Source organism: Jeotgalibacillus sp. S-D1 (assembly GCF_004358665.1).
In the GTDB taxonomy this organism is placed as follows: Bacteria; Bacillota; Bacilli; order Bacillales; family Jeotgalibacillaceae; genus Jeotgalibacillus.
Window position 1 is genome coordinate 211,721 of record NZ_SMZR01000005.1, and the last position, 20,322, is coordinate 232,042.

At 37.9% G+C, this 20,322-nt stretch carries 20 protein-coding genes and 2 pseudogenes; 13 read left to right on the forward strand and 9 right to left on the reverse strand.

The genetic code is table 11. The annotated features are described in order from the left end of the window. Positions 1-115 precede the first annotated feature (115 nt). Entirely contained in the window at positions 116-295 is a 180-nt protein-coding gene (locus E2R51_RS20030) for a D-glutamate cyclase family protein (RefSeq protein ID WP_240733100.1), read from the forward strand. Between the two features lie 110 nt (positions 296-405). Here the strand turns inward: E2R51_RS20030 and hxlR are convergent, their stop codons facing one another. After that, positions 406-768 carry a transcriptional activator HxlR gene (gene hxlR, locus E2R51_RS15250; RefSeq protein ID WP_133377948.1) on the reverse strand — a complete coding sequence of 121 codons (363 nt, stop codon included), beginning with the start codon at positions 766-768 and terminating at the stop codon, positions 406-408. 207 nt (positions 769-975) lie between these two features. Here hxlR and hxlA point away from each other — a divergent pair, with 207 nt between their 5' ends. The 8 genes and pseudogenes from hxlA (at position 976) to E2R51_RS15290 (ending at position 5,904) form a co-directional block, all read left to right on the forward strand. Then, a complete protein-coding gene (gene hxlA, locus E2R51_RS15255) occupies positions 976-1,608 on the forward strand; it encodes a 3-hexulose-6-phosphate synthase (RefSeq protein WP_133377949.1) in 633 nt (210 codons plus the stop codon). Positions 1,609-1,617: 9 nt separating this feature from the next. Then, positions 1,618-2,175 carry a 6-phospho-3-hexuloisomerase gene (gene hxlB / locus E2R51_RS15260; RefSeq protein ID WP_133377950.1) on the forward strand — a complete coding sequence of 186 codons (558 nt, stop codon included), beginning with the start codon at positions 1,618-1,620 and terminating at the stop codon, positions 2,173-2,175. A gap of 130 nt (positions 2,176-2,305) precedes the next feature. Then, complete coding sequence (locus E2R51_RS15265; RefSeq protein WP_133377951.1) at positions 2,306-3,022, forward strand: 3-ketoacyl-ACP reductase; 717 nt, start codon at positions 2,306-2,308, stop codon at positions 3,020-3,022. A gap of 565 nt (positions 3,023-3,587) precedes the next feature. Continuing rightward, positions 3,588-3,857: a spore gernimation protein GerQ gene (locus E2R51_RS15270; protein ID WP_133377952.1), complete on the forward strand. Its 270-nt coding sequence runs from the start codon at positions 3,588-3,590 to the stop codon at positions 3,855-3,857. Further along, positions 3,854-4,222 (forward strand): spore coat protein, encoded by a 369-nt coding sequence (locus E2R51_RS15275; RefSeq protein WP_133377953.1) that lies wholly within the window; start codon positions 3,854-3,856, stop codon positions 4,220-4,222. The genes E2R51_RS15270 and E2R51_RS15275 overlap by 4 nt, the downstream gene beginning before the upstream one ends. 18 nt (positions 4,223-4,240) lie before the next feature. After that, a pseudogene (locus E2R51_RS15280) lies at positions 4,241-5,376 on the forward strand (zinc-dependent alcohol dehydrogenase). A gap of 16 nt (positions 5,377-5,392) precedes the next feature. Beyond that, complete coding sequence (locus E2R51_RS15285; RefSeq protein WP_133377954.1) at positions 5,393-5,602, forward strand: hypothetical protein; 210 nt, start codon at positions 5,393-5,395, stop codon at positions 5,600-5,602. Between the two features lie 2 nt (positions 5,603-5,604). After that, a complete protein-coding gene (locus tag E2R51_RS15290) occupies positions 5,605-5,904 on the forward strand; it encodes a spore coat protein (protein ID WP_133377955.1) in 300 nt (99 codons plus the stop codon). 43 nt (positions 5,905-5,947) lie between these two features. Here E2R51_RS15290 and E2R51_RS15295 read toward each other — a convergent pair whose 3' ends face one another. The 4 genes from E2R51_RS15295 to E2R51_RS15315 form a co-directional block, all read right to left on the reverse strand. Then, positions 5,948-7,036 (reverse strand): L-dopachrome tautomerase-related protein, encoded by a 1,089-nt coding sequence (locus E2R51_RS15295; RefSeq protein ID WP_483299949.1) that lies wholly within the window; start codon positions 7,034-7,036, stop codon positions 5,948-5,950. A 463-nt stretch (positions 7,037-7,499) separates the two neighbouring features. Next, a complete protein-coding gene (locus E2R51_RS15305) occupies positions 7,500-8,582 on the reverse strand; it encodes a Ger(x)C family spore germination protein (RefSeq protein WP_133377957.1) in 1,083 nt (360 codons plus the stop codon). A gap of 2 nt (positions 8,583-8,584) precedes the next feature. Further along, entirely contained in the window at positions 8,585-9,700 is a 1,116-nt protein-coding gene (locus E2R51_RS15310; protein ID WP_133377958.1) for a GerAB/ArcD/ProY family transporter, read from the reverse strand. 4 nt (positions 9,701-9,704) lie between these two features. Next, positions 9,705-11,189 (reverse strand): spore germination protein, encoded by a 1,485-nt coding sequence (locus tag E2R51_RS15315; RefSeq protein WP_133378037.1) that lies wholly within the window; start codon positions 11,187-11,189, stop codon positions 9,705-9,707. 730 nt (positions 11,190-11,919) lie between these two features. Here E2R51_RS15315 and E2R51_RS15320 point away from each other — a divergent pair. From E2R51_RS15320 to E2R51_RS20660, 4 genes and pseudogenes are all read left to right on the forward strand, one after another. Continuing rightward, positions 11,920-12,354, forward strand: coding sequence for an Rrf2 family transcriptional regulator (locus tag E2R51_RS15320; protein WP_133377959.1), 435 nt, complete (start codon positions 11,920-11,922; stop codon positions 12,352-12,354). Between the two features lie 87 nt (positions 12,355-12,441). Next, positions 12,442-13,305: an SDR family oxidoreductase gene (locus E2R51_RS15325; protein ID WP_133377960.1), complete on the forward strand. Its 864-nt coding sequence runs from the start codon at positions 12,442-12,444 to the stop codon at positions 13,303-13,305. An 84-nt stretch (positions 13,306-13,389) separates the two neighbouring features. Continuing rightward, positions 13,390-14,106 (forward strand): SDR family oxidoreductase, encoded by a 717-nt coding sequence (locus tag E2R51_RS15330; RefSeq protein WP_133377961.1) that lies wholly within the window; start codon positions 13,390-13,392, stop codon positions 14,104-14,106. 94 nt (positions 14,107-14,200) lie between these two features. Continuing rightward, a pseudogene (locus E2R51_RS20660) lies at positions 14,201-14,398 on the forward strand (hypothetical protein); the annotation flags it as partial. Positions 14,399-14,602: 204 nt separating this feature from the next. Here E2R51_RS20660 and E2R51_RS15340 read toward each other — a convergent pair. From E2R51_RS15340 to E2R51_RS15355, 4 genes are all read right to left on the reverse strand, one after another. Next, positions 14,603-15,031: an ASCH domain-containing protein gene (locus E2R51_RS15340; protein WP_133377962.1), complete on the reverse strand. Its 429-nt coding sequence runs from the start codon at positions 15,029-15,031 to the stop codon at positions 14,603-14,605. 416 nt (positions 15,032-15,447) lie between these two features. Continuing rightward, positions 15,448-17,529, reverse strand: a complete 2,082-nt coding sequence (locus tag E2R51_RS15345; RefSeq protein WP_165967243.1) for a LacI family DNA-binding transcriptional regulator — start codon at positions 17,527-17,529, stop codon at positions 15,448-15,450. Positions 17,530-17,785: 256 nt separating this feature from the next. Further along, positions 17,786-18,745, reverse strand: a complete 960-nt coding sequence (locus tag E2R51_RS15350; protein WP_240733101.1) for an ABC transporter permease — start codon at positions 18,743-18,745, stop codon at positions 17,786-17,788. Further along, positions 18,726-20,225: a sugar ABC transporter ATP-binding protein gene (locus E2R51_RS15355; RefSeq protein ID WP_205703338.1), complete on the reverse strand. Its 1,500-nt coding sequence runs from the start codon at positions 20,223-20,225 to the stop codon at positions 18,726-18,728. The genes E2R51_RS15350 and E2R51_RS15355 overlap by 20 nt, the downstream gene beginning before the upstream one ends. Positions 20,226-20,322: the final 97 nt, after the last annotated feature.

The window sequence follows — 20,322 nt, forward strand, 5'->3', positions numbered from 1 at the left end:
TTTCCCTTGCAGAATACTGATTTTAAGACCTTAAATAAGAAATGCTTTAAGGTGCTTAAATATTATTACAATCCACACAGTACTTTAGTCAAACAACTCGGCTTATAATTTGTCCTTGAGTTGGGAAGATCATGTATCGAAATGGAAAGCTTGGAGAGGAAAAAACTTCAGTTTTTTAATTGGCTGCAGCTTTACATTTGAAGAGGAACTAATAAAAAACGGCATTCCAATTCGCCATTATGGGAAATTGCAATTCGGTAATCAAAAAATTCCCCCATCGCTTCAAGGATTATAAAAAAACGCATGCAGCAGCCTTTTAAAAAAAAGCAGCCACATACGGTATTTAATAAACAGTTCGGTTAATGATATACATGCTTAGGTTCATATGCTTATGTTTATTTGATGTTATTTGATGGGTTCTCTTCGATCTTCGCTATCCCTGTTGATATCCATATAATTTTTACCCCATTTATACATCGAATCCAAAATCGGCATCAAGCTCTGGCCTTGTTCTGTCAGTGAATACTCAACCTTAGGAGGAACAACAGGATATACTTTTCGATCAACGATCAGGTCTTCCTCCAGCTCTCGCAGCTGGTTCACGAGCATACGCTGCGTAATTCCAGGCATTAGTGCCTTTAATTCACCAAAACGCTTCGTTCCTTCTTTTCCGAGATGCCATAAAATCAGCATTTTCCACTTACCGCCAATAACTGAAAGGGTCAATTCTTTCTCACAATTAAACATTTTTCCTTCCATCCGAGACATTCGTTTCACCTCCACCCTTATTATAACCTATGGTATACTTTTTATCACTATGTAAAATAAAAGTGCGTACTTACAAATTAATATTATAGTACTTATAATGATAACTGTGCAGAGATAGGAAAAATTGGCGTTCCTATTTTGAAAGTAATATCAGCCATCAGGGTATATTACTACTTGCAACAAAAAATTTTTAGGAGTGTTGAACAGATGAAATTACAACTAGCATTAGACCTTGTAAATATTCCACAAGCCATTGAATTGGTGAAAGAAATAGAAGAGCATGTAGACGTAGTTGAAATTGGTACTCCGGTTGTTATAAACGAAGGACTTAAAGCAGTAAAAGAAATGAAAGCTGCATTCCCTAACCTAGCAGTATTAGCTGACCTTAAAATTATGGATGCTGCTGGATACGAAGTAAGCCAAGCATCAGCTGCAGGCGCTGACATCATCACAATTCTTGGTGCGGCTGAAGATGCATCAATCAAAGGTGCAGTTGAAGAAGCGAAAAAACAAGGCAAACAAATCCTTGTTGACATGATCGCTGTAAAAGACATTGCAACTCGTGCTAAAGAACTTGATGAGCTTGGCGTAGACTACATCTGCGTTCACACTGGTTACGATCTTCAAGCTCAAGGCCAAAACTCTTTCGAAGACCTTGCAACAATTAAAAGCGTTGTTAAAAACGCAAAGACAGCTGTTGCAGGTGGAATCAAGCTTGAAACTCTTCCAGAAGTAATCAAAGCTCAACCAGACCTAGTAATCGTTGGTGGCGGTATTACTGGACAAGAAAACAAAAAAGCTGCAGCTGCTAAAATGCAAGAACTAATCAAACAAGGTTAATCATTCATTATGCAGACAACTCGATATTTTAACGAAATCCTTGATGAGTTAAGTCGAGCAGCAGACTTACTATCTGATGAACAAGCTGAACAGCTTGTCAACCAAATTCTTGAAGCAAAGAAAATCTTTGTAGCAGGTGCAGGAAGATCTGGTTTCATGGGTAAATCCTTCGTGATGCGCATGATGCATATGGGATTAGATGCTTATGTTGTCGGTGAAACGGTTACAGCTAACCTGGAAAAAGATAATATTCTTATCATCGCATCCGGCTCAGGAGAAACAAAAAGCTTAGTCTCAATGGCTGAAAAAGCGAAAAGCTTAGGTGGAACAGTTATTGCAGTGACCATCTTCCCTGAGTCTACAATTGGAGAATTAGCGGATCTAGTCATTAAATTACCTGGCTCTCCTAAGGATAAATCGACGAATGATTATAAAACCATACAGCCAATGGGGTCACTTTTCGAACAAACCCTTTTACTATTCTTTGATGCAGTTATTTTACGCTTCATGGAGAAAAAAGGTCTTGATTCTAATACCATGTACGGGAAGCATGCTAACCTTGAGTAATTATAATATTTATACTGAACAGAAAGACCGAAAGTTCTCTAATTAACTTCTCGGTCTTTCTATTCAGCTTTTTAGCTGAAAATGACTATAATAGCATGGGTTAAAAATTGGTCGGATAAGGAGCAATAAGATGATTACATTAAATGAAAAAAATGCGTTGATTACTGGAGCAGGAAGAGGTATCGGCCGAGCAACTGCCATTGCCTTTGCGAAAGAAGGAATCAATGTTGGATTAGTCGGTACAACACTCGCTAATCTTGAAAAAGTAGCAGCAGAAGTGAAAGAACTGGGTGTTAAAGCTTCTGTTGCTGTTGCAGATGTTACTGACCTTGAAGCTGTTCAGCAAGCAGCAGATCAAATCAAATCTGAATTAGGCCAAATTGACATTCTAATCAACAACGCTGGAATTGCTAAGTTTGGAGGATTCCTCGAACTTTCAGCAAGAGAATGGGAAAATATTATAAATGTTAACCTAATGGGTGTTTATAATACTACTAGAGCCGTTCTTCCAGATATGATTGAAAGAAAAGCAGGAGACATCATCAACGTTTCTTCATCTGCTGGTCAAAAGGGAGCTCCAGTAACGAGCGCGTACAGTGCTTCTAAATTTGCCGTTCTTGGATTAACGGAATCACTTATGCTTGAAGTAAGAAAGCATAACATTCGCGTTACGGCACTAACGCCAAGTACAGTTGCTACTGATTTAGCAATCGAAACAAATCTTATTAGTGGCAACCCTGAAAATGTAATGCAGCCAGAAGATCTTGCTGAACTGATGGTCGCACAGCTTAAATTAAACCCGCGTGTTTTCATTAAAACAGCTGGCATGTGGTCAACAAATCCATAAACATAACGAAAATTTAAAAACTGTGCCGACCCATTCCTTCGCTTTCCGTGGAATAGGCCGGCACTTTATTTTCCTTCCTCCTTACGAAGAAATAGGAAGGATCCATCTGACAACCTCTTTGTCTTATCGTGTCCGTAAAGAAGAATATTATTAGCAAATATAGAAGAAAAGCCCTTTTGTAAATTCAGTGAACTTACAAAAGGGCTTTTCTAACGAGTGATATTCATTTAGGTAATATAGGCAAAGTTAGCAACCTCACCCCCCTCTTGTTTCAATACGTTCAGGAGGAGGATTACATCATGCCGCCCATACTTGACCCCATTTTTTGCGCTTTCTTTCCCATGTGTCTTCCTGTTTTAATTGATGCAGTATGATATTTAAAACTTAAAATAGGCCCGTATTATATTTCAGAAGAAAGTTTCCATACCCGGATGAAATCAAATTAATACCCAGACTCTAAATAATATAAAAATATGGTCTTTTTTGGGAAATATTAAAAAGCATACTTGATCCTATTTTTGGAACAATACTATTGTATTTACAATATAAAGGAGTGGAATTAAAAATGGATCCACAGAAAGTATTAGCGGACCACGAAGCTTTAGACTTACATGAAGCTATTAACTTTAAAACGCTTTGTATTGCTAAGTCTAAATTAATGCAAGGACTGGTTTTCGATGATGATCTTAGAAATTTAATGAAAAAAGATGTTGAACAATCGATACAAGATCTGACTGAATTGCAGTCCCTCTATGAACGAGCACCTTTTCAGGCTCCTGTTCCTCAAAATCGACCAACCCCCATCATTGATGGAAAGGAGGGAACCAGACATTGAATAATGATTATTTGGACCCAATAAACTCGCTGCATATGCCTGAGCTAGCTGACACCACTTTTGCTATGGACTTTCTAATTCGTGCCAAAGAAAGTGTTCGAAACATATCTGTAGCCTTAACTGAATCTTCATCACCTAATGTTCGTGCTGCATTTAAAAAACAATTGAAACAGGGCATAGCGATGCATCAGGAAATAACTGAGTTGATGATTAAGAAAAAATGGTTCCATCCATATGAATTAACTGAACAGTTTAAATTGGATCAGCTTTCGGCCAACAATACGATTAAGATTGGCAAAATGAACCTGTTTCCCATTGAGACCAATCGAAAAGGTATGTTCGATCGGACACCTGATGAAAATTAATACTGGAGGTTTTATAATATGAAGGCGGTAACGTATCAAGGGATCAAAAATGTTGTAGTGAAAGAAGTGCCAGACCCAAAGATTCAAAAGCCGGATGACATGATTATCAAAGTAACCAGTACTGCTATATGTGGTTCTGATTTGCATTTAATTCATGGTATGATCCCTAACCTGCAAGAGAACTATGTCATTGGACATGAACCGATGGGGATCGTTGAAGAGGTTGGTCCTGAAGTAACTAACCTAAAAAAGGGAGACCGTGTAATCATCCCATTTAACATTGCTTGCGGTGAATGCCGTTACTGTAAAGACAATTTGGAAAGTCAATGCGACAATTCAAATGATAATGGAGATATGGGAGCCTATTTTGGATATTCCGGAACAACTGGTGGTTACCCAGGCGGGCAAGCAGAATATTTAAGAGTTCCTTATGCAAACTTTACTCATTTTAAAATCCCGGAGACCTGCGAGGAGCCTGATGAAAAGTTGACGGTTATTGCAGATGCAATGACCACTGCTTTTTGGAGTGTTGATAATGCTGGCGTAAAAGGCGGGGATACCGTCATTGTTTTGGGGTGCGGTCCTGTGGGGCTTTTTGCACAAAAGTTTTGCTGGCTAAAAGGGGCAAAGCGGGTGATTGCAGTCGATTATGTGAATTATCGCCTGCAGCATGCGAAACGGACAAACAAAGTTGAAATTGTGAACTTTGAGGATCATAAAAATTGTGGAGAATACTTGAAGGAGATTACCAAGGAGGTGCTGATGTAGTCATTGATGCTGTTGGTATGGACGCAAAAATGACCGATATGGAGTTTCTTGCCAGTGGACTAAAACTTCAGAGTGGTGCATTTGGTGCATTTATCATGGCGACCCAGGCCGTCCGGAAAGGTGGCACTATCCAGGTAACGGGTGTTTATGCGGGGAAATATAACGGTTTCCCATTTGGAGACATTATGAACCGCAATGTAAACATCCGTTCAGGGCAAGCACCTGTTATTCACTATATGCCTTATATGTTTGAACTGGTTTCTAAAGGAAAGATTGATCCTGGAGATGTAATTAGCCATGTCTTGCCACTCAGTGAAGCGAAGCGCGGCTATGAGATTTTTGACACCAAAACGGATGATTGTATAAAAGTCATCTTAAAGCCTTGAGGAAGGAGGATAAAACATGAATTATGCCCTACATGAAATTCTTGAGGTTCAAGAAATGGCTGCTTTTAAAACAAATTGTTTAACAAAATCTAAAACAATGAAAGCACTGGTTAGTGATCCGAGGCTAAAAGAAATTATGCAGCAGGACATTGATCGTTCCACTAAACAATTAAACGAATATACTTCTGTTTTATCTAAGGCAAAGCAATCGTTAGGAGATGAGTAAAATTGAATACAATCATTGAAAACTTAACAGGAATGGATGCCCTTTCCGACCAAATTATCGCGATGGATTTATTAATTGCTGCAAAAAGTGGAGTTAGAAATTACGCCATGGCTGTTACAGAAGCAGGAACACCTGAAGTCAAAGAAATGTTAACACGGCATTTGGACGAAGCCATAGAAATGCATGAACAAGTTTCGGGTTATGCAGTGGAAAAGGGATGGTATCACGCTTGGGATACTAAGGAGCAAATCCAACAGAACCTGACAAACATGAAGACCGCCTTGGATTTACCAACACAATAGATCATTTAAGGAACAGTTTACCAGTTAAACTGTTCCTTATCTATTACCAGAATGCAGGAGCAGGTAATTCATCGATGTTTATGCGAAGTAAACTATATGGCTTTTCCCGCAGGTCCCTTCCATAATGAAACCGGGCCTGCCGATGTAATTGGTTCACAATGATATATAAGTATTGATCCGGGCCAATCGATAGCGTATCCGGCCATAAAATTCGCGGGTCATGTGCAATGGTTTCCATGTTTCCGTTCGGCATGATCTTTCGTATGCTGTTGTTTTCGTAATCTCCTGCATAGACGCTTCCTTTTGCTCCAGTGATCATTCCGTCAGATGCCCCTTTTTCTCCCCAATACTCCACCCGGGAAAGTAAGTCCTCCTCCGGTATGGTTCTGTCTCTCAGGGATTCTGTTGAAATAGAGAACAATTGTCGGCTAGTTAATGGACAAAAAAATAATGTCTTACCATCCACAGATATTGCAAGACCGTCAGAGGCCAGTCGGAAGGGAGAATTGGAGCCGTCTTTATTTCGATTCATCAGTATGTTACCTTCTACTTTTGGCAAAATATACGGATCGGGTGATGTAGGTGGGGTTCCACTTAACCGTCTGTAGGCGTATCCAGTTTCTAAATTCACCACAATGATCCCCCCTGGACCATTGGAGGATGAATCTGTGATATAGGCATAACCTGCTTTTCCTACCCGAAAATCAAAACGAACATCATTCAAATAGGTGGTTGGCAGGATTACTTCTTCTGTAAAAGTATATACCTTTCTGATTGTATTTGTTTTTAAATCAACAGCGACCAGTTTTGCTCCCCCTATAATTGGTTCAGAGAAATTGGGTGCTGCTGTATCCAGTATCCAAAGTGTGCCTCTTCCATCAGCCACTACACTTTGGACACTAATAAAGGACATAGCAACGTTTGCCGGGTTAGGTAAATTAATTTCTAAATTTGGATAGGGCTGTAATTGACCCTCCGCAATCTCCGCCACTGTAAATTTCACGTCATCTCCCCATCTGGGAAAGCAGACGAAAATACGGCTGGTTTCTGACACCGTAACCCCTGTAGGCATAGCGCCATAAAATGAATGAACAAGTTCAAACTTACCGAAATATTTTTCCATAGGCAACATCAAATCCAACCCCCTTCACCTGATTTGAATCAATATTAACTATATATGAACCGCTGTTTTTCTTGTGCTTGGTAAAACATTGACGGAGGACTTGCTTTTTCTTTGGTTAAATCTATTCCCCTGAACATAATAAATGCTGGAATTATTAAAGTATTCATCAGGTTATGTATTGTGATCGCTAATCGTTAACTTCTTATTCAACTAAAAACCATTTTGATTTAATCCATCGCAGAGCCGGTTATCCCAATGAAATTTGGCAAGCTGACCATACACTTCTCGGTATTCTTATTTTTATGCAATAAAAGGTACTGGGAAATAACTTGCCGAAAATAGTAAAAAAGGTTCCGATCATCGAATTTTGATGACCGGAACCTTTTTTGCTGAATCACTCTCTTAATCGGTTAGATGGTTTCCATTTCTAGTCGCGGAGCGCATTTGTTTTCGTTCGCTTACCTGAGATGGATTAATCGTTTTTGATATCTGTCAGTGGTTGGAGTTTAAGATCATAATCTACTTTGACCTCCATCCGCCCCCATTTGTCTGACCATTCTTTTTCATCAAGAGGTTTTGAGAAAGGTCCCAAGGTATACTTTCCAACTTGTAAAGGGTCAACTTTATTCTCTTGAAGCTTTTTTAAAAACTCGGTAGTCTGTTTTTCCAAATACGATTCAATTTCCGACTCAAAACTTGAAAGTTTCTCCCGGGTGAGCAAATCATATTCCCGACCCACTTCGTCAAGCCTTCCGTTCAATTGGACGTTGAGCTTGAGCTCAGAATATGCCTTATCTATATTCAATTGGACATCTGCTTTTACATGGCCCAGAACAAAAGATAGATCACGGATCGTTAAATACTTTAAAAAATGATCATTGTCGAGAAGCTGAAATATTTGCTCTTCCAGGTTGTTTGTGGTTTCAATCAATTTGTCATTTTTAAAAATGCCAGTACCTTGATATTGGAAATTTTCATTACCCGCTTCAAATACAGGCAATACGGGAGAATGGGTTGGTGAATGAAGAGCTTTCATAAATTCATGCAAATTTACTACAGTCATCTTACCTTGATTATCGTAATGCTTGAGCATTCGATAGAGAAAATAATCCAGGTCTTCCTGTACTCCCAGTTGACTGTTGATGTACTCATCAAAATCCCCTTTTACAATGACCAGGTACATACGTTTAGAAATATCTGGATCTGTCAAAATAGTATCAATCAATGGACTGATCCCCTCTGCTGCAATTTCATCACTGATTAATAGCATTCGGAGTTGTCCTACTTTTAATTCTCTATAATACTTTAAATTGAAACCCTTAACACCTTCTTTTAACAAATCGACTTGAACAGACAAAAGACGTTTCTTTTCTTTTACAAGGGGAGGTATCAAAGTGCTCATTCTAAAGTTCTCATCCTCCCCTTTCTGAATCGACCAAAAAGTTACAGGTGCAATTTCTTCAACAAGATTTTTTTCTACAATAGGCGAACAACCAAATAAAACGATTATATTAACAAAAATAACGAAAATTATTTTGGCATGTTTATGATTCATATCTAGACACGGCCCTTTCGCCTTAAAGAAATGAACAGAAATAATGGTATTAATAAGTAAGTGAGTGCACCTGCCCAAATTTCCAGCTCTAACAAAATATTTTGATTCGTTGCCTTTTTCCACAACAACTCATTATTAATGAATAAACAAATGGATACAATACTACAGCAAACGGCAAACCCTGATTTAGTTGTCTGATCTTTTGTTCTTTTCAGAGCGATGCGAGTTGCACCATAAAAAAGTAACATAAAGATAGAAATGGCGAATACAAAGTTCACTAAATAAACGGAGATTAAAATCATATCAATTCGTTCAAACACTGGAGATTCCAGGTAACGCATCATTTCCATCATCGGAAATCTGTTTTCTTCCAAATAATGTGGTCCGAAAAAGAACAAAGATGCAATAAACAGAAACACGTATTCAAAAATGGTGAATACGTTTCCAATTGTCATGTATTTAAGGACTTTTTTTCTCGTATTAAACCAGGGTGCAAGTAAAACCAAATATTCAGGCCCAGATAAAGCTGAAAAAATAAATACAACAGCTTTCCATGATTTCATTGTCCATTCATATGGTAATAACGGAAATAGATCATGTATAGAATTAAAAGGTTGAAAGAGGAAGTTGAATAATAACAAAAACATCCACGCTGTACTTAAAAAAGCAATGACGACGAATCGTATGGTAGGGGTCATTCCATGTGAACAAACATACCAGCAAATAAGCAAAATGAATAGAATCATCCAATTCGTATTCAGGGAAGGAAAGATGAAATGTTGTGTTACTTCTACATATCCGAGGGTTATTACTGTTAGTTTTAATAATATAAATCCCAATCCGATGAACGATAGTAACCGTACTGACCGTTCACCAAAAAGTTCCGCAAATCCTTCGTACCCCCTAGATGCGTAATTGGAATTGAACCATTTCGATAACATGAAAATATTGATTTGTGATAATAATCCTACGATGATAATAATCCAAATCATGTAGGGATATATAAGAAATACGGGCATGATGATCACAAAATATAACATTTGCATTCTGTTCACCATCAAGGTGATATAAACACCGTTAAACGAAGAGGTTTTCTCAAACAATGAAAATCCACTCAAGGTATCATCTCCTTCGGCTATAACGCCATTTCTGCAATGGATGGAGAGCCTCTGGTCTTGTTTTCATCCAAACTAATGGTCCACGGATAAATAAATCAAGCCAATCTTTTCCATAAAAAGGAGCAACTGGTGCAAGGTATGGTTGTCTTAAGGAAGTCAGTGCATTTAAATGGACAAAAAGTAAAATGATACCCATGAAAATACCCATTATTCCAAGAAAAGAAGCAAGGATCAATATTATAAACTGAATCAATGTGTTCGCTTTGTTAATCAAGTAATTTGGCACTAGAAATGAAGCGATAGCAGAAATACCAACAATAACGATCAAAACCTGACTGGCGAACCCTGCTTCTACACTAGCTTGTCCAACGACGATACCACCGATGACACCTAACATTTGACCAGATTTGGTAGGCATTCTTAGACTTGCTTCTTTTATGACTTCAAGTGTCAGCAACATAAGAAGCGATTCCCAAAATGGAGTCAGTGGCAATCGACTTCTCGTATCCACAAGGACGAATAAAATTTGTAAAGGAATCATCTGATAATGATGTGTCGTTAAAGCAACATATATTGGAACCATCAGCAAGGAGAGCACGAAACTAAAATACCTTAAGATCCTCAAGAAGCTTGCTACGATCCAGCGATTAATATAATCCTCAGGTGATTGAAACAAATGGAAAAAGCTGATCGGGGCATTCAGGGCAAAAGGTGTATTATCCACCAGAATGGTAACTTTTCCAGCGCCCAATGCGAAAGCACATACATCAGGACGGTCAGTCTGTTGAAACTGTGGAAACATACTGTGGTTATGATCTTCCATAAACGCTGCTAATTGGGAGGAGTCAAGAATCTGATCATAGTCAATACTCTCTATTTTTTCCCTGGCAATAGAAATAAAATCGGGATTTGTTAAACCCTCAATATACATTAAAATAATCTTTGTTTCAGTTTGTGATCCTACCGTAAATTTCTCTGATTTTAAGGATGTCAATGGGAGTCTTCTACGAATCAATGTAATATTCTGTTCTAAGTTTTCAGTGAAGCTGTCTTTGGCACCATAAAGAATTGTTTCTGTTTCAGAGGTTTCTATCCCACGTCCCGTTGTATTTTTAAGATTGACAGCAAATAATTGATTTTCAATGGTGTCAAAAATAAGGACTGATCCAAGCATCAATTTCTTTTCAGCCTCTTTCAACGTTGAAATATCTGTAATTTCTGAGACAGAAATACAATCTGAAATCTTTTCATTAACGCAGCCCTGTAAAGGTTCAATTACAGCTTCATTTACCCTTGCATCATCAATCAATGTTCCTACGTATATTAATACAAATAACTTATTGTTTTGAGTTTGATGTTCGATTATTTTAGCGTCGTCCATATTGTCTATGCGTTCACGGAGAACCTCTAGTGTAATAGGAATATTTTTCTGACTTGTGCTTCTTTCCACTCGATTTCCTATCCCTGTACTCTTCCTCTTCCTAAACATAAACATCAATCTCCTAATAAGATAGTGTATATACACCTTTATTATTATGGTCAGATTCAGATCGTTTATACTGTAGTAAAATGTAAAGAACCGAAAACCGCCAAGTAGCCTTGGCGGTTTATCGTACTTTTTCTTTTTTTACCTAACCTTTATCCTTGGGTAGCACTCAGATGTATCCGCACGCTAACCCTGGTCAGTCTTGCAGAGATCTATTTTTTCATAGGTTTCTGTTGTTCGTTCGTGAATATGATGCTTTAAGAATTATCGAAAAACACTCCATAAGCTTTTGCAATCAATTGGTCTTTCTCATCATTAAATTAGAAGAATTTCAATATGTTAAATTCAATTTATTGTCTTTAAAAGAAGTAAAAGATCGTGTAGATCAATTCATGAGGTTAACTAAGAGCAAATCAGGCTACCTCACATCAGTAGAGTTTGGTGACATGGCAGACTAAGAAGGTGTTTTATTACTTTTCATTTGGCTAGGTCAGTCTGGACAAGGCTTCTCTCAAAAGCCCCCATCATGGTAGTGAATATGAAAATTATTAATGTAACATTGATAAGATCAATATGCTTAAGAAAATATACTCTTTCCTCCTCAACAGCTTAAATTTTTAATATTTTCTTTAAGTAATTGCTCAACTGCTTACAATATCCATTCTCTTCAAACTAATTCTTTGACTTCAATTATCGTTGCAACTATAATGATTACATCGAGAGGGTGACTTGTATGAAAAAATTTAGCAGCCGTTATTCCATTGCTGTCCATATTTTATCGCTAGTTGCATTAAGTCCAACTTCATGTACTTCCGATTTCATTGCTGAAAGCGTCAATACAAACCCTGTCATTATTCGCCGTATTATTGGCATGTTGAAGAAAGCTGAGTTAGTCCATGTACGTGCCGGTGCAGGAGGTACCTATTTACAAAAGGGACTTGATGAGATTACTTTACTTGATGTGTATAGAGCAGTTGAAGTTGCAGATAATGGAGATATTTTTAATTTTCATGATGAAACCAACCCAAAGTGTCCAATAGGCGCAAATATTGAGTCTGTGTTTCGGGCAAAGATGTTGCAAGCACAATCTGCCATGGAGCACGAATTGGCTCAAGTTACACTCAGACAATTGGTGTCTGAACTAAAAGAGAAAACCGGCTCTATTTAGAGCTATTTTTTTCATACTAGTTGTAACGATATTGGTTACACTAAGACCTCTTGAAATAATCTGCAAATAGAAGGGTAGGAATTTTACATGTCAATCGTTATTACTGGTGCAACAGGTCATTTTGGAAACCGTGTTATTCAAGAACTATTAAAAACTATTCCTGCAAGTGAAATTATCGCTAGCGTTCGCAATGTAGAAAAAGCTAATGCGCTTGCCGAACTGGGTGTAGAAGTTCGTCATGGCGATTACATGGACTATGAGTCGATGAAAACATCGTTTGAAGGTGCTTCAAAGGTTCTTTTTGTTTCAGGACCGGATTCAGATAATACTCTTCGTATTCGCCAACATGCAAATGTCGTCCAAGCTGCACGAGATGCTGGTGTAAAACACATAATTTACACCGGTTATGCATTTGGTGAAACATCCCAAATCGATCTTGCACATGTCCATATGGCAACAGAGTATGCAATTCGTTCAACTGGCGTATCCTATACATTCTTGCGTAATTCACTTTATTCAGATGTATTCATTGATGAAAGCTTAGCTGGATCAGTAGCAGCAGGTGAAATAGTAACTAACACAGGTGATGGCAAGCTAAATGCCGTAAGCCGTGAAGATCTTGCATTAGCTGCTGCCGCTGTATTAACGGGAGAAGGACATGAAAATAAATCATACAACCTTGTCAACCCATCACCTTGGACTTTCGATGAGCTGGCTGGAGTTGTTTCAGAGGTTTCAGGTAAACAAGTTTCACACAAAAAGGTATCTTTTAATGAAATGAAAGATTATCTTGGCAATGTTGGATTACCTGCTCCAGTAGCTGAACTAATTGCAGGTATTTACCATTCCGTTGCAACTGGGGAAACGGGTAAAACTTCAAATGATTTAACAAATCTTATCGGACAACCCACACCATTAAAAAAATTGGTTCAACAAGCTTTGAAAGTATAAAAATTTAAGAATAAATTAGGTCGTTTTCGGAAATGAACATTTTGTTTTGCCAATTAAAAATACTGATATACAGGAGGCTATTTTATGTCATTACAAGGAAAACGTGTTGTTGTTGTCGGTGGTACTTCAGGGATTGGATTGGCTGCTGCAAAAGCATTTTTAGACGAATCTGCTCAAGTAGTAGTTGCAAGCCGTTCTTCTTCCAAGTTCGATGAGGCAAAAAATTTGCTGGGCCAAGATGTAGAAGGATATGAACTAGATTTTCGTAACGATAAGAGTGTAGCTAACTTCTTTAAGAATGTAGGGAATTTTGATCACTTGGTAGTAACTGCAGGCGAAGGAACTATGGGGCTATTTAAAGAGTTACCAGTTGAAAGAGCGAAAGAAGCATTCGACAGTAAATTTTGGGGGCAATATGCTACGGCTCTTGCCGCACTCCCTTACTTGAATGATGCGAGTTCCATCACGCTAACATCAGGTGTTTATGCTCAACGCCCACCTCAAGGAGCATCTACATTAGCAGCAATTAATTCTGCAGTTGATGGTTTAGTAAGAGGACTTGCGATTGAGCTATCACCAATGCGCGTAAATGTTGTATCACCTGGTATTGTCAATACACCGATATACGCAGGAATGCCAAAAGATCAACGTGAAGGCATGTTCACAGGAATTGCTGAACAACTTCCTGTGAAACGCATTGCACAACCTGAAGACATCGCGCAATCTTACGTTTATTTAGCGAAAAATGGATTTACAACTGGATCTGTTGTTGATATTGATGGTGGTGCACGATTAATTTAATTCTGGGACAAAACTAGCACAAAACTACAATAAAAAAGCTCCAATCATTTGAAAAGATGATTGGAGTAATTGTCTTTGTGCCTAATCGGATTTAAGGAGCGAATGGTTGGTGGTTTAAGTTACATATTGTTGCTTAAGCGAACCAGAAATTATTTGTATCTGCGGAATCCGCTGGGACATCGAAGTCTTTATAATCGAGCTTCTTCAAAATGTCCTAAAAGAAAGTAACAAAAAGATCCAAAAGTTAATTCAAAGTCAACTACCACACTGGATTGCAGGCTTACCTAACTAAAACAAAGTCTACCAGCCTATTTCAGTGTGCGAAAGTTGAGTTATTGAATTTATGCCTCCCACGAACTTTCTCGCTTCACTCGGCGGAAAGCCTTTGGAAAATCCAAAGATCACTAAATCTCCCTCTCGATTAAAGTCACCTCAGTATAAAAATTAAACCGTTATTGCTATGTACAAGTGAAATACTGCTTAACTCCATCGCCTTTCATAATAAATCAGTTTCCCATAACCCAAGATGGCCTTTTGCTGGAATACGTTCATTCAAGATCTTCATGTCTTGAACCTCCCAAGCATATCCTCCCACATTAAAGTCCCCTAAAAAATAATCATTTCCTGATACAATTAGTCCATTTTCCAGAACTGCTGATGTCTGATTTTTTTCAGTTATCTTCAGACAATTTTCAAGCCGGCCTACAGCAATGATCATTCCGGTTGGAAGGGTTTCTTCTGTATATCCATGCTTACCGAGCAGCGAACGGATAGCCACATGCCTGCAGACAGCCTTATCTATTTTTTTACTTGTATGAATGGCCAGCGGCCCGCGATAATTTGTTTTCCATGACCTTGTTTCAAATTCATTCTCCCGAAGGACAAAAAGACTTGCCCAAGGCTGAATCATAGATAATACCTTCATACTCCCGGCCACCATTCTATAAAGTTTCGTTTGTCTTATCGTGTCCGTATAGAAGAATATTATTAGCAAAAAGGTTTAATTGGAATTCGCAAACCAGATTTAATGAAAACTCACATTTTTCTGTCCAAAATTCAAATCCTAATTATGAAAAGGAAGTTCATTAAGATATTTCTCATAATATCTCAATTTTCATCATTTAAGACGAGAATATTAAGGACAAGCTCTGCTGCAATTAAAATTACCCGACTATAACCATTGGAGGGATTTGATATTCAGAAAAGTCCTTGATTGGCATTGTATGATTCGCGAATCATCCTGGTCAAATCAAATGATTACATACCAAATCTAAGCCCATCAAATTTTCTCTGATGGACTTAGGTTCTAATTCATTATATTCTTCCCTACAAAAAACACTTTCAAAGGTCCCGATTATTCTTAATCAAAGCGACCATTTCTTCAGGTGCATTTTCCTTAAAGATTGTTTTCCAGTTTTTAATGAGGTTTCCATTCGATACTGCTAATGGCTCAACCCCAATGAATTTAGGTACTGTTTTGTTCAAAAGAGCATTTGCTGCAACCAGAGCTATTGCTTGCCCCTGTTCATATGGCCGCTGAGAGCTTACTGATTTAATATATTCTCCCTTGGCCATTTTCAAAGCAAGAGGGTAATCTAAATCTGCTGTTCCGATAATAATGTCGCTTCTTCCCATACTCAAAAGTGCCTCAGTAGCCTTCATTGCCGGACCGTCCCACGAGATATAAAGACCTTCAATATCAGTATGCTTTTCTAATAATTCAATTGTTTTTTGATAGACATCGTTTTCATCCTTAAAACCGATCTCACCCTTAATTGTTAAATCAGGAAACTCTTCAAGTAGAATTTGTTTCACAGCAGAATCCCGCTGGTTCGTTGCATAAAAATCTGCATCGAATACAAGCATGCCAATATTTTTCTTATTAAATTTTCTCATATTATTGCCTAAGCCACTTCCAGCGATTCTTCCATGGGACCATTCATTTACAGAGACACAGCTTACATAATCCTTAGGAGTGAGCCCATCAGGAACATTTGTAATTAAGACAAGTTTGGAATTGCTTTTAGCGATTTTCTTAAAGGCTGATGACGTCTTTTTATTTTCTACTGGGATTGCAATGATAATATCCGGGTCAAGTGCTAGTAACCCCAACAACTGCTTACTTTGCATTTCGGGATCAAAGTGGGCATTGGTGATGGCTAATAACGAGATACCAAGTTCCAGAAACACATCCTTTATGCCTTGTTCGTGTAGTTCCATCCAAGCTGCACCCATATAATGAAAGGAAATAACAGCTGTTAAATTACGCTCTTTGATTTCATTTTTTTCTTTTACAGATAGCTCCAATATATCTACACCCGATGCTTTTTCTCCAAAAGGTCCTCTAGCAATTCCGGCAGTAGAGGAGCGAATAGACAGGTTCGTAGGAATCAATGCCATTAAATTCTCTTCAAAAGAAGGCGAAGAACCTTCGTTTTCTTCCATGCAGATCACTTCTAGCACTTTTTTCGCAATAACTTCAACGTTTTGCTTCACAGAGGTTATTGGTGGAGAAAATAATTCAAACCAGCAAGCTTCGTTGAGACATATAATAGAAAGATCATCAGGACAGTTTAAGTTATTGCTGCTCATGAATTTAAGTGTACTGATCAATGCACTTTCACTCGTAATAAAGATAGCAGATGGAGGATCAAACCCAAAAAGTAACGAATGGAGGTATTCTCTTATTGAGTGCTCATCCATTAAATCATGTGGTATATAGGACTCGTTCATTGAAATACCTTTTGTCTCCAATGCCTCTTTGTAGGCACATAAGATTGAATTATTTTTCGCGAGTGTTTGATCCCCGTTATTTAGTAAGGCAATTTTCTCATGACCATTATTCACAAAATGGTTTATCGCATGATAGCAGCCGTTAAATGTGTCTGACACAATATGGTTGATGCTATTTGTGTTAGCGCTTGTTATATTTAAGTAATTCTCACTAACCAAGACAATAGGAATTCCGTTCATTGAAGGGTGTGGTTTAAGCGATTTCTTTATTTCGTCATTAACTAAAAGAATTTGACCTATGCAGTTATTGTTCGTTATTATTTGATTACTTTTAAGTGCTTCATGGACATCATCGGTATAAATTGTAACAAGCTTTGCACCTTCTATTTTAGATACTTCAGAAGATATTATTTTTACAAGCTGTGACTGAAACAAGTTAGATGAATTTGTGACATATATAAACACGTTTTTAGATCCATTTGAACGAGCTACCTTTTGTTTTTTTACGATAAATTTAGGCAGTTCATCCACTGAGTTAATGACATCCTCTACTTTTTTTACTGTGTCCGGGCTTACGTATCTTGTTTGATTAACTACATGTGAGACCGTTGCAACTGATACTCCAGCCATTTTTGCTATATCTTGAATGGTAGCCATACCTATGACCTCCCTCCGATTTCCAAAACTCACGTATATTCTTCTTAAGTCTTTTCCTAAAATAATGGACCTCATCCATCATTATTTTAAGAAAAGACTCCGTTTCTAATTTTACGATACAATCGCTTATAAATACAGGATTCACATTATCTTTGTGCTTTCAATTACCCTTTTATTTCCTTTATAAATGAGGCAAGCCCACCAGTTTATTCTCTGATGGACATTGCGATAGCTCTATAACATTGTTCTTAACACTGTATCCTTATTTCAAGTATTTCCCCCTAGAAGGCTAGACTTTCTTTTTCTTACGACCAAACGCAACAGCTAAAATGATTATAATTCCTTGAACCATCATTTGCTGGCTGACGTCTAGTCCTTGCAAAATAAGCGCATTGTTTATTGTACCAATCATTATGGATCCGATTACAGTACCAACAACGGTACCTACACCACCAAATAGGCTTGTGCCTCCTAAGATGACAGCAGCTATGACAGATAACTCATCCCCGTCACCAAATGTAAAGCGCCCAGCTTGAAGTCTACCTGCGTATAACATCCCTGCTAAAGCGGCCATCGCACCAGTACCCATAAAAACAGCCATTTTTATGCGTGCAGTTTTGACTCCTGAAAATATTGCAGCTGTCTCATTTCCGCCAGTTGCTAACGTCTGCCTACCAAAAATAGAATGTCTTAGTAGAAAATGACCAATAACGGCAATGATAATTGTCCAGAAAAGTAGAATTGGTATACCAAGCACGTTTCCTGATCCAAAGAAGAAAATGTAATGTTCGTTGATGATTGGTATTGGTGATGTACCCGACATCCACATTGCTAAACCTCTTACAACCATCATCATTGCTAACGTGACTAGGAAACTAGGAATGGCAATTTTGGTCACTAAATAACCATTTATAAAACCGATCAATATGCCCGTTAGTAAACCAACGAATATAGCAGCAAACATACCTAGGCCAGCCTGCATAGTTAATGCAGTCGTTATAGCTGATAATGCAGCTACGGAACCTACAGATAAATCAATCTCTTTAGATGCAATAACAAATGTCATCGCCACTCCCATAATGGAAATCATTGCAGTTTGACGTGCAATATTTAACAGATTGTCTTGGGTCAAAAAACCATGTTCTTGTAGTGTGATAGAAAAATATATCAGAACTAAAACAAAAGCTATATAGACAATGTTTTGTCTCCAATCAAACTTCTTAAGTGTATCATTCAATTTGGATGGCACGTTCAACATCCTCCTCACTTTCAATGTGTTTGCGTTCTAACGAACTGGTAACGACCCCATCCTTCATGACGAGAACTCGATCACTCATTGCTAACAGCTCTGTCATTTCAGATGAAATAACAAGTACCGCCTTACCTAAATCAGCAATTTCTCGAATTATTTCGATTATATCTGTTTTAGCACCTATATCGACACCGCTAGTAGGTTCGTCCAGAATTAAGATATCGGTATCGTTCAGAAGCCATTTGGCTAATACAATTTTTTGCTGATTTCCTCCTGATAGCAACGAAGCTTCTTTGTAAATATCATCCGTTTTTATTTTCAACTTAGCTATTAATCTTTCAACCTTCTCATTAGCGATTTTGTTTTGAATGAGATTTTTTTTTGAAACCTTTTTCAAGCTTGGTAATATCATATTCTCTTTTACTGAATGCCCTAACACAAGCCCTTGTGAACGACGATCTTCAGGGACAAGACCAAGACCTAGCTTAATGGCCTTATCAGGAGAATGTATTTTAACGTGTTCTCCTCTAACGAGAATCTTCCCGTTTTCTAAAGGGTCAATTCCGAATATCGTCCTGACAGTTTCCGATCTTCCACTCCCCATCAAGCCTGCCATGCCTAGAATTTCACCTTCAAAAAGCGTAAAACTAACATCTTTTACACGAATACCCGACTTTAGCTTTTCTACTTCTAATAATGGTGTACGGTCATCTGATGCTTTCCGCTCTACCCATTCAAAGGATGACCGCATGGAACCACCTAGGATAGAATTTATTACTTCTTCCATGGTCATGTCCGCACTATTTTTTGTCACAACGTTTTTACCGTTTCTCAAAACGGTAATACGATCGCAAATTTGAAATATTTCATCCATTCTATGAGAAATATAAATAATCGTAATACCTGATGATTTTAATTTTTTTATAATTCTGAATAGTATCTCCGTTTCTGTCTTGGTCAATGTAGAAGTCGGTTCATCCATTATCAATATTTTTGTCCCTTTTGATAGCGCTTTTGCTATTTCTGTCATTTGCCAATAACCGACACTGACATTTTCGACGATTTCCTTAGGGGGAATTTTCAACTCAAGCTCTTTAATAATAGCTTCGCTGTCCTTCACCATCTTTTTATCATCAATAAATCCAAATTTGTTTCGAGGCTCTCGGTTTAAATATATATTTTTCGCAACAGAAAACTTTGGAATTAAACTAAATTCTTGAAATATCATGGATATGCCCGCGTCTTCCGCATCGGCAGTGTTTTTAAAAATATGTTCTTTCCCATCAATTTCGATCGTACCTTCATCTAATTGATAGATGCCCGTTAAGATCTTCATCAACGTTGATTTCCCGGCGCCATTTCCACCCATCAATGCGTGAACTTCACCTTTTTTCACTTCAAAATCAACTTGATTCAGTACGTTTATACTGTTAAATGATTTCTCAATATTCGACATCTTGAGAATGGTTTCCGCCATATCCATTTCTCCTTTGTTGATTATTAATCGCATGGAATGAGCGGATCGTAAATCATCTCCCGAGAGTCGAAGTACATTTCCATAAAGGAATGTTCCG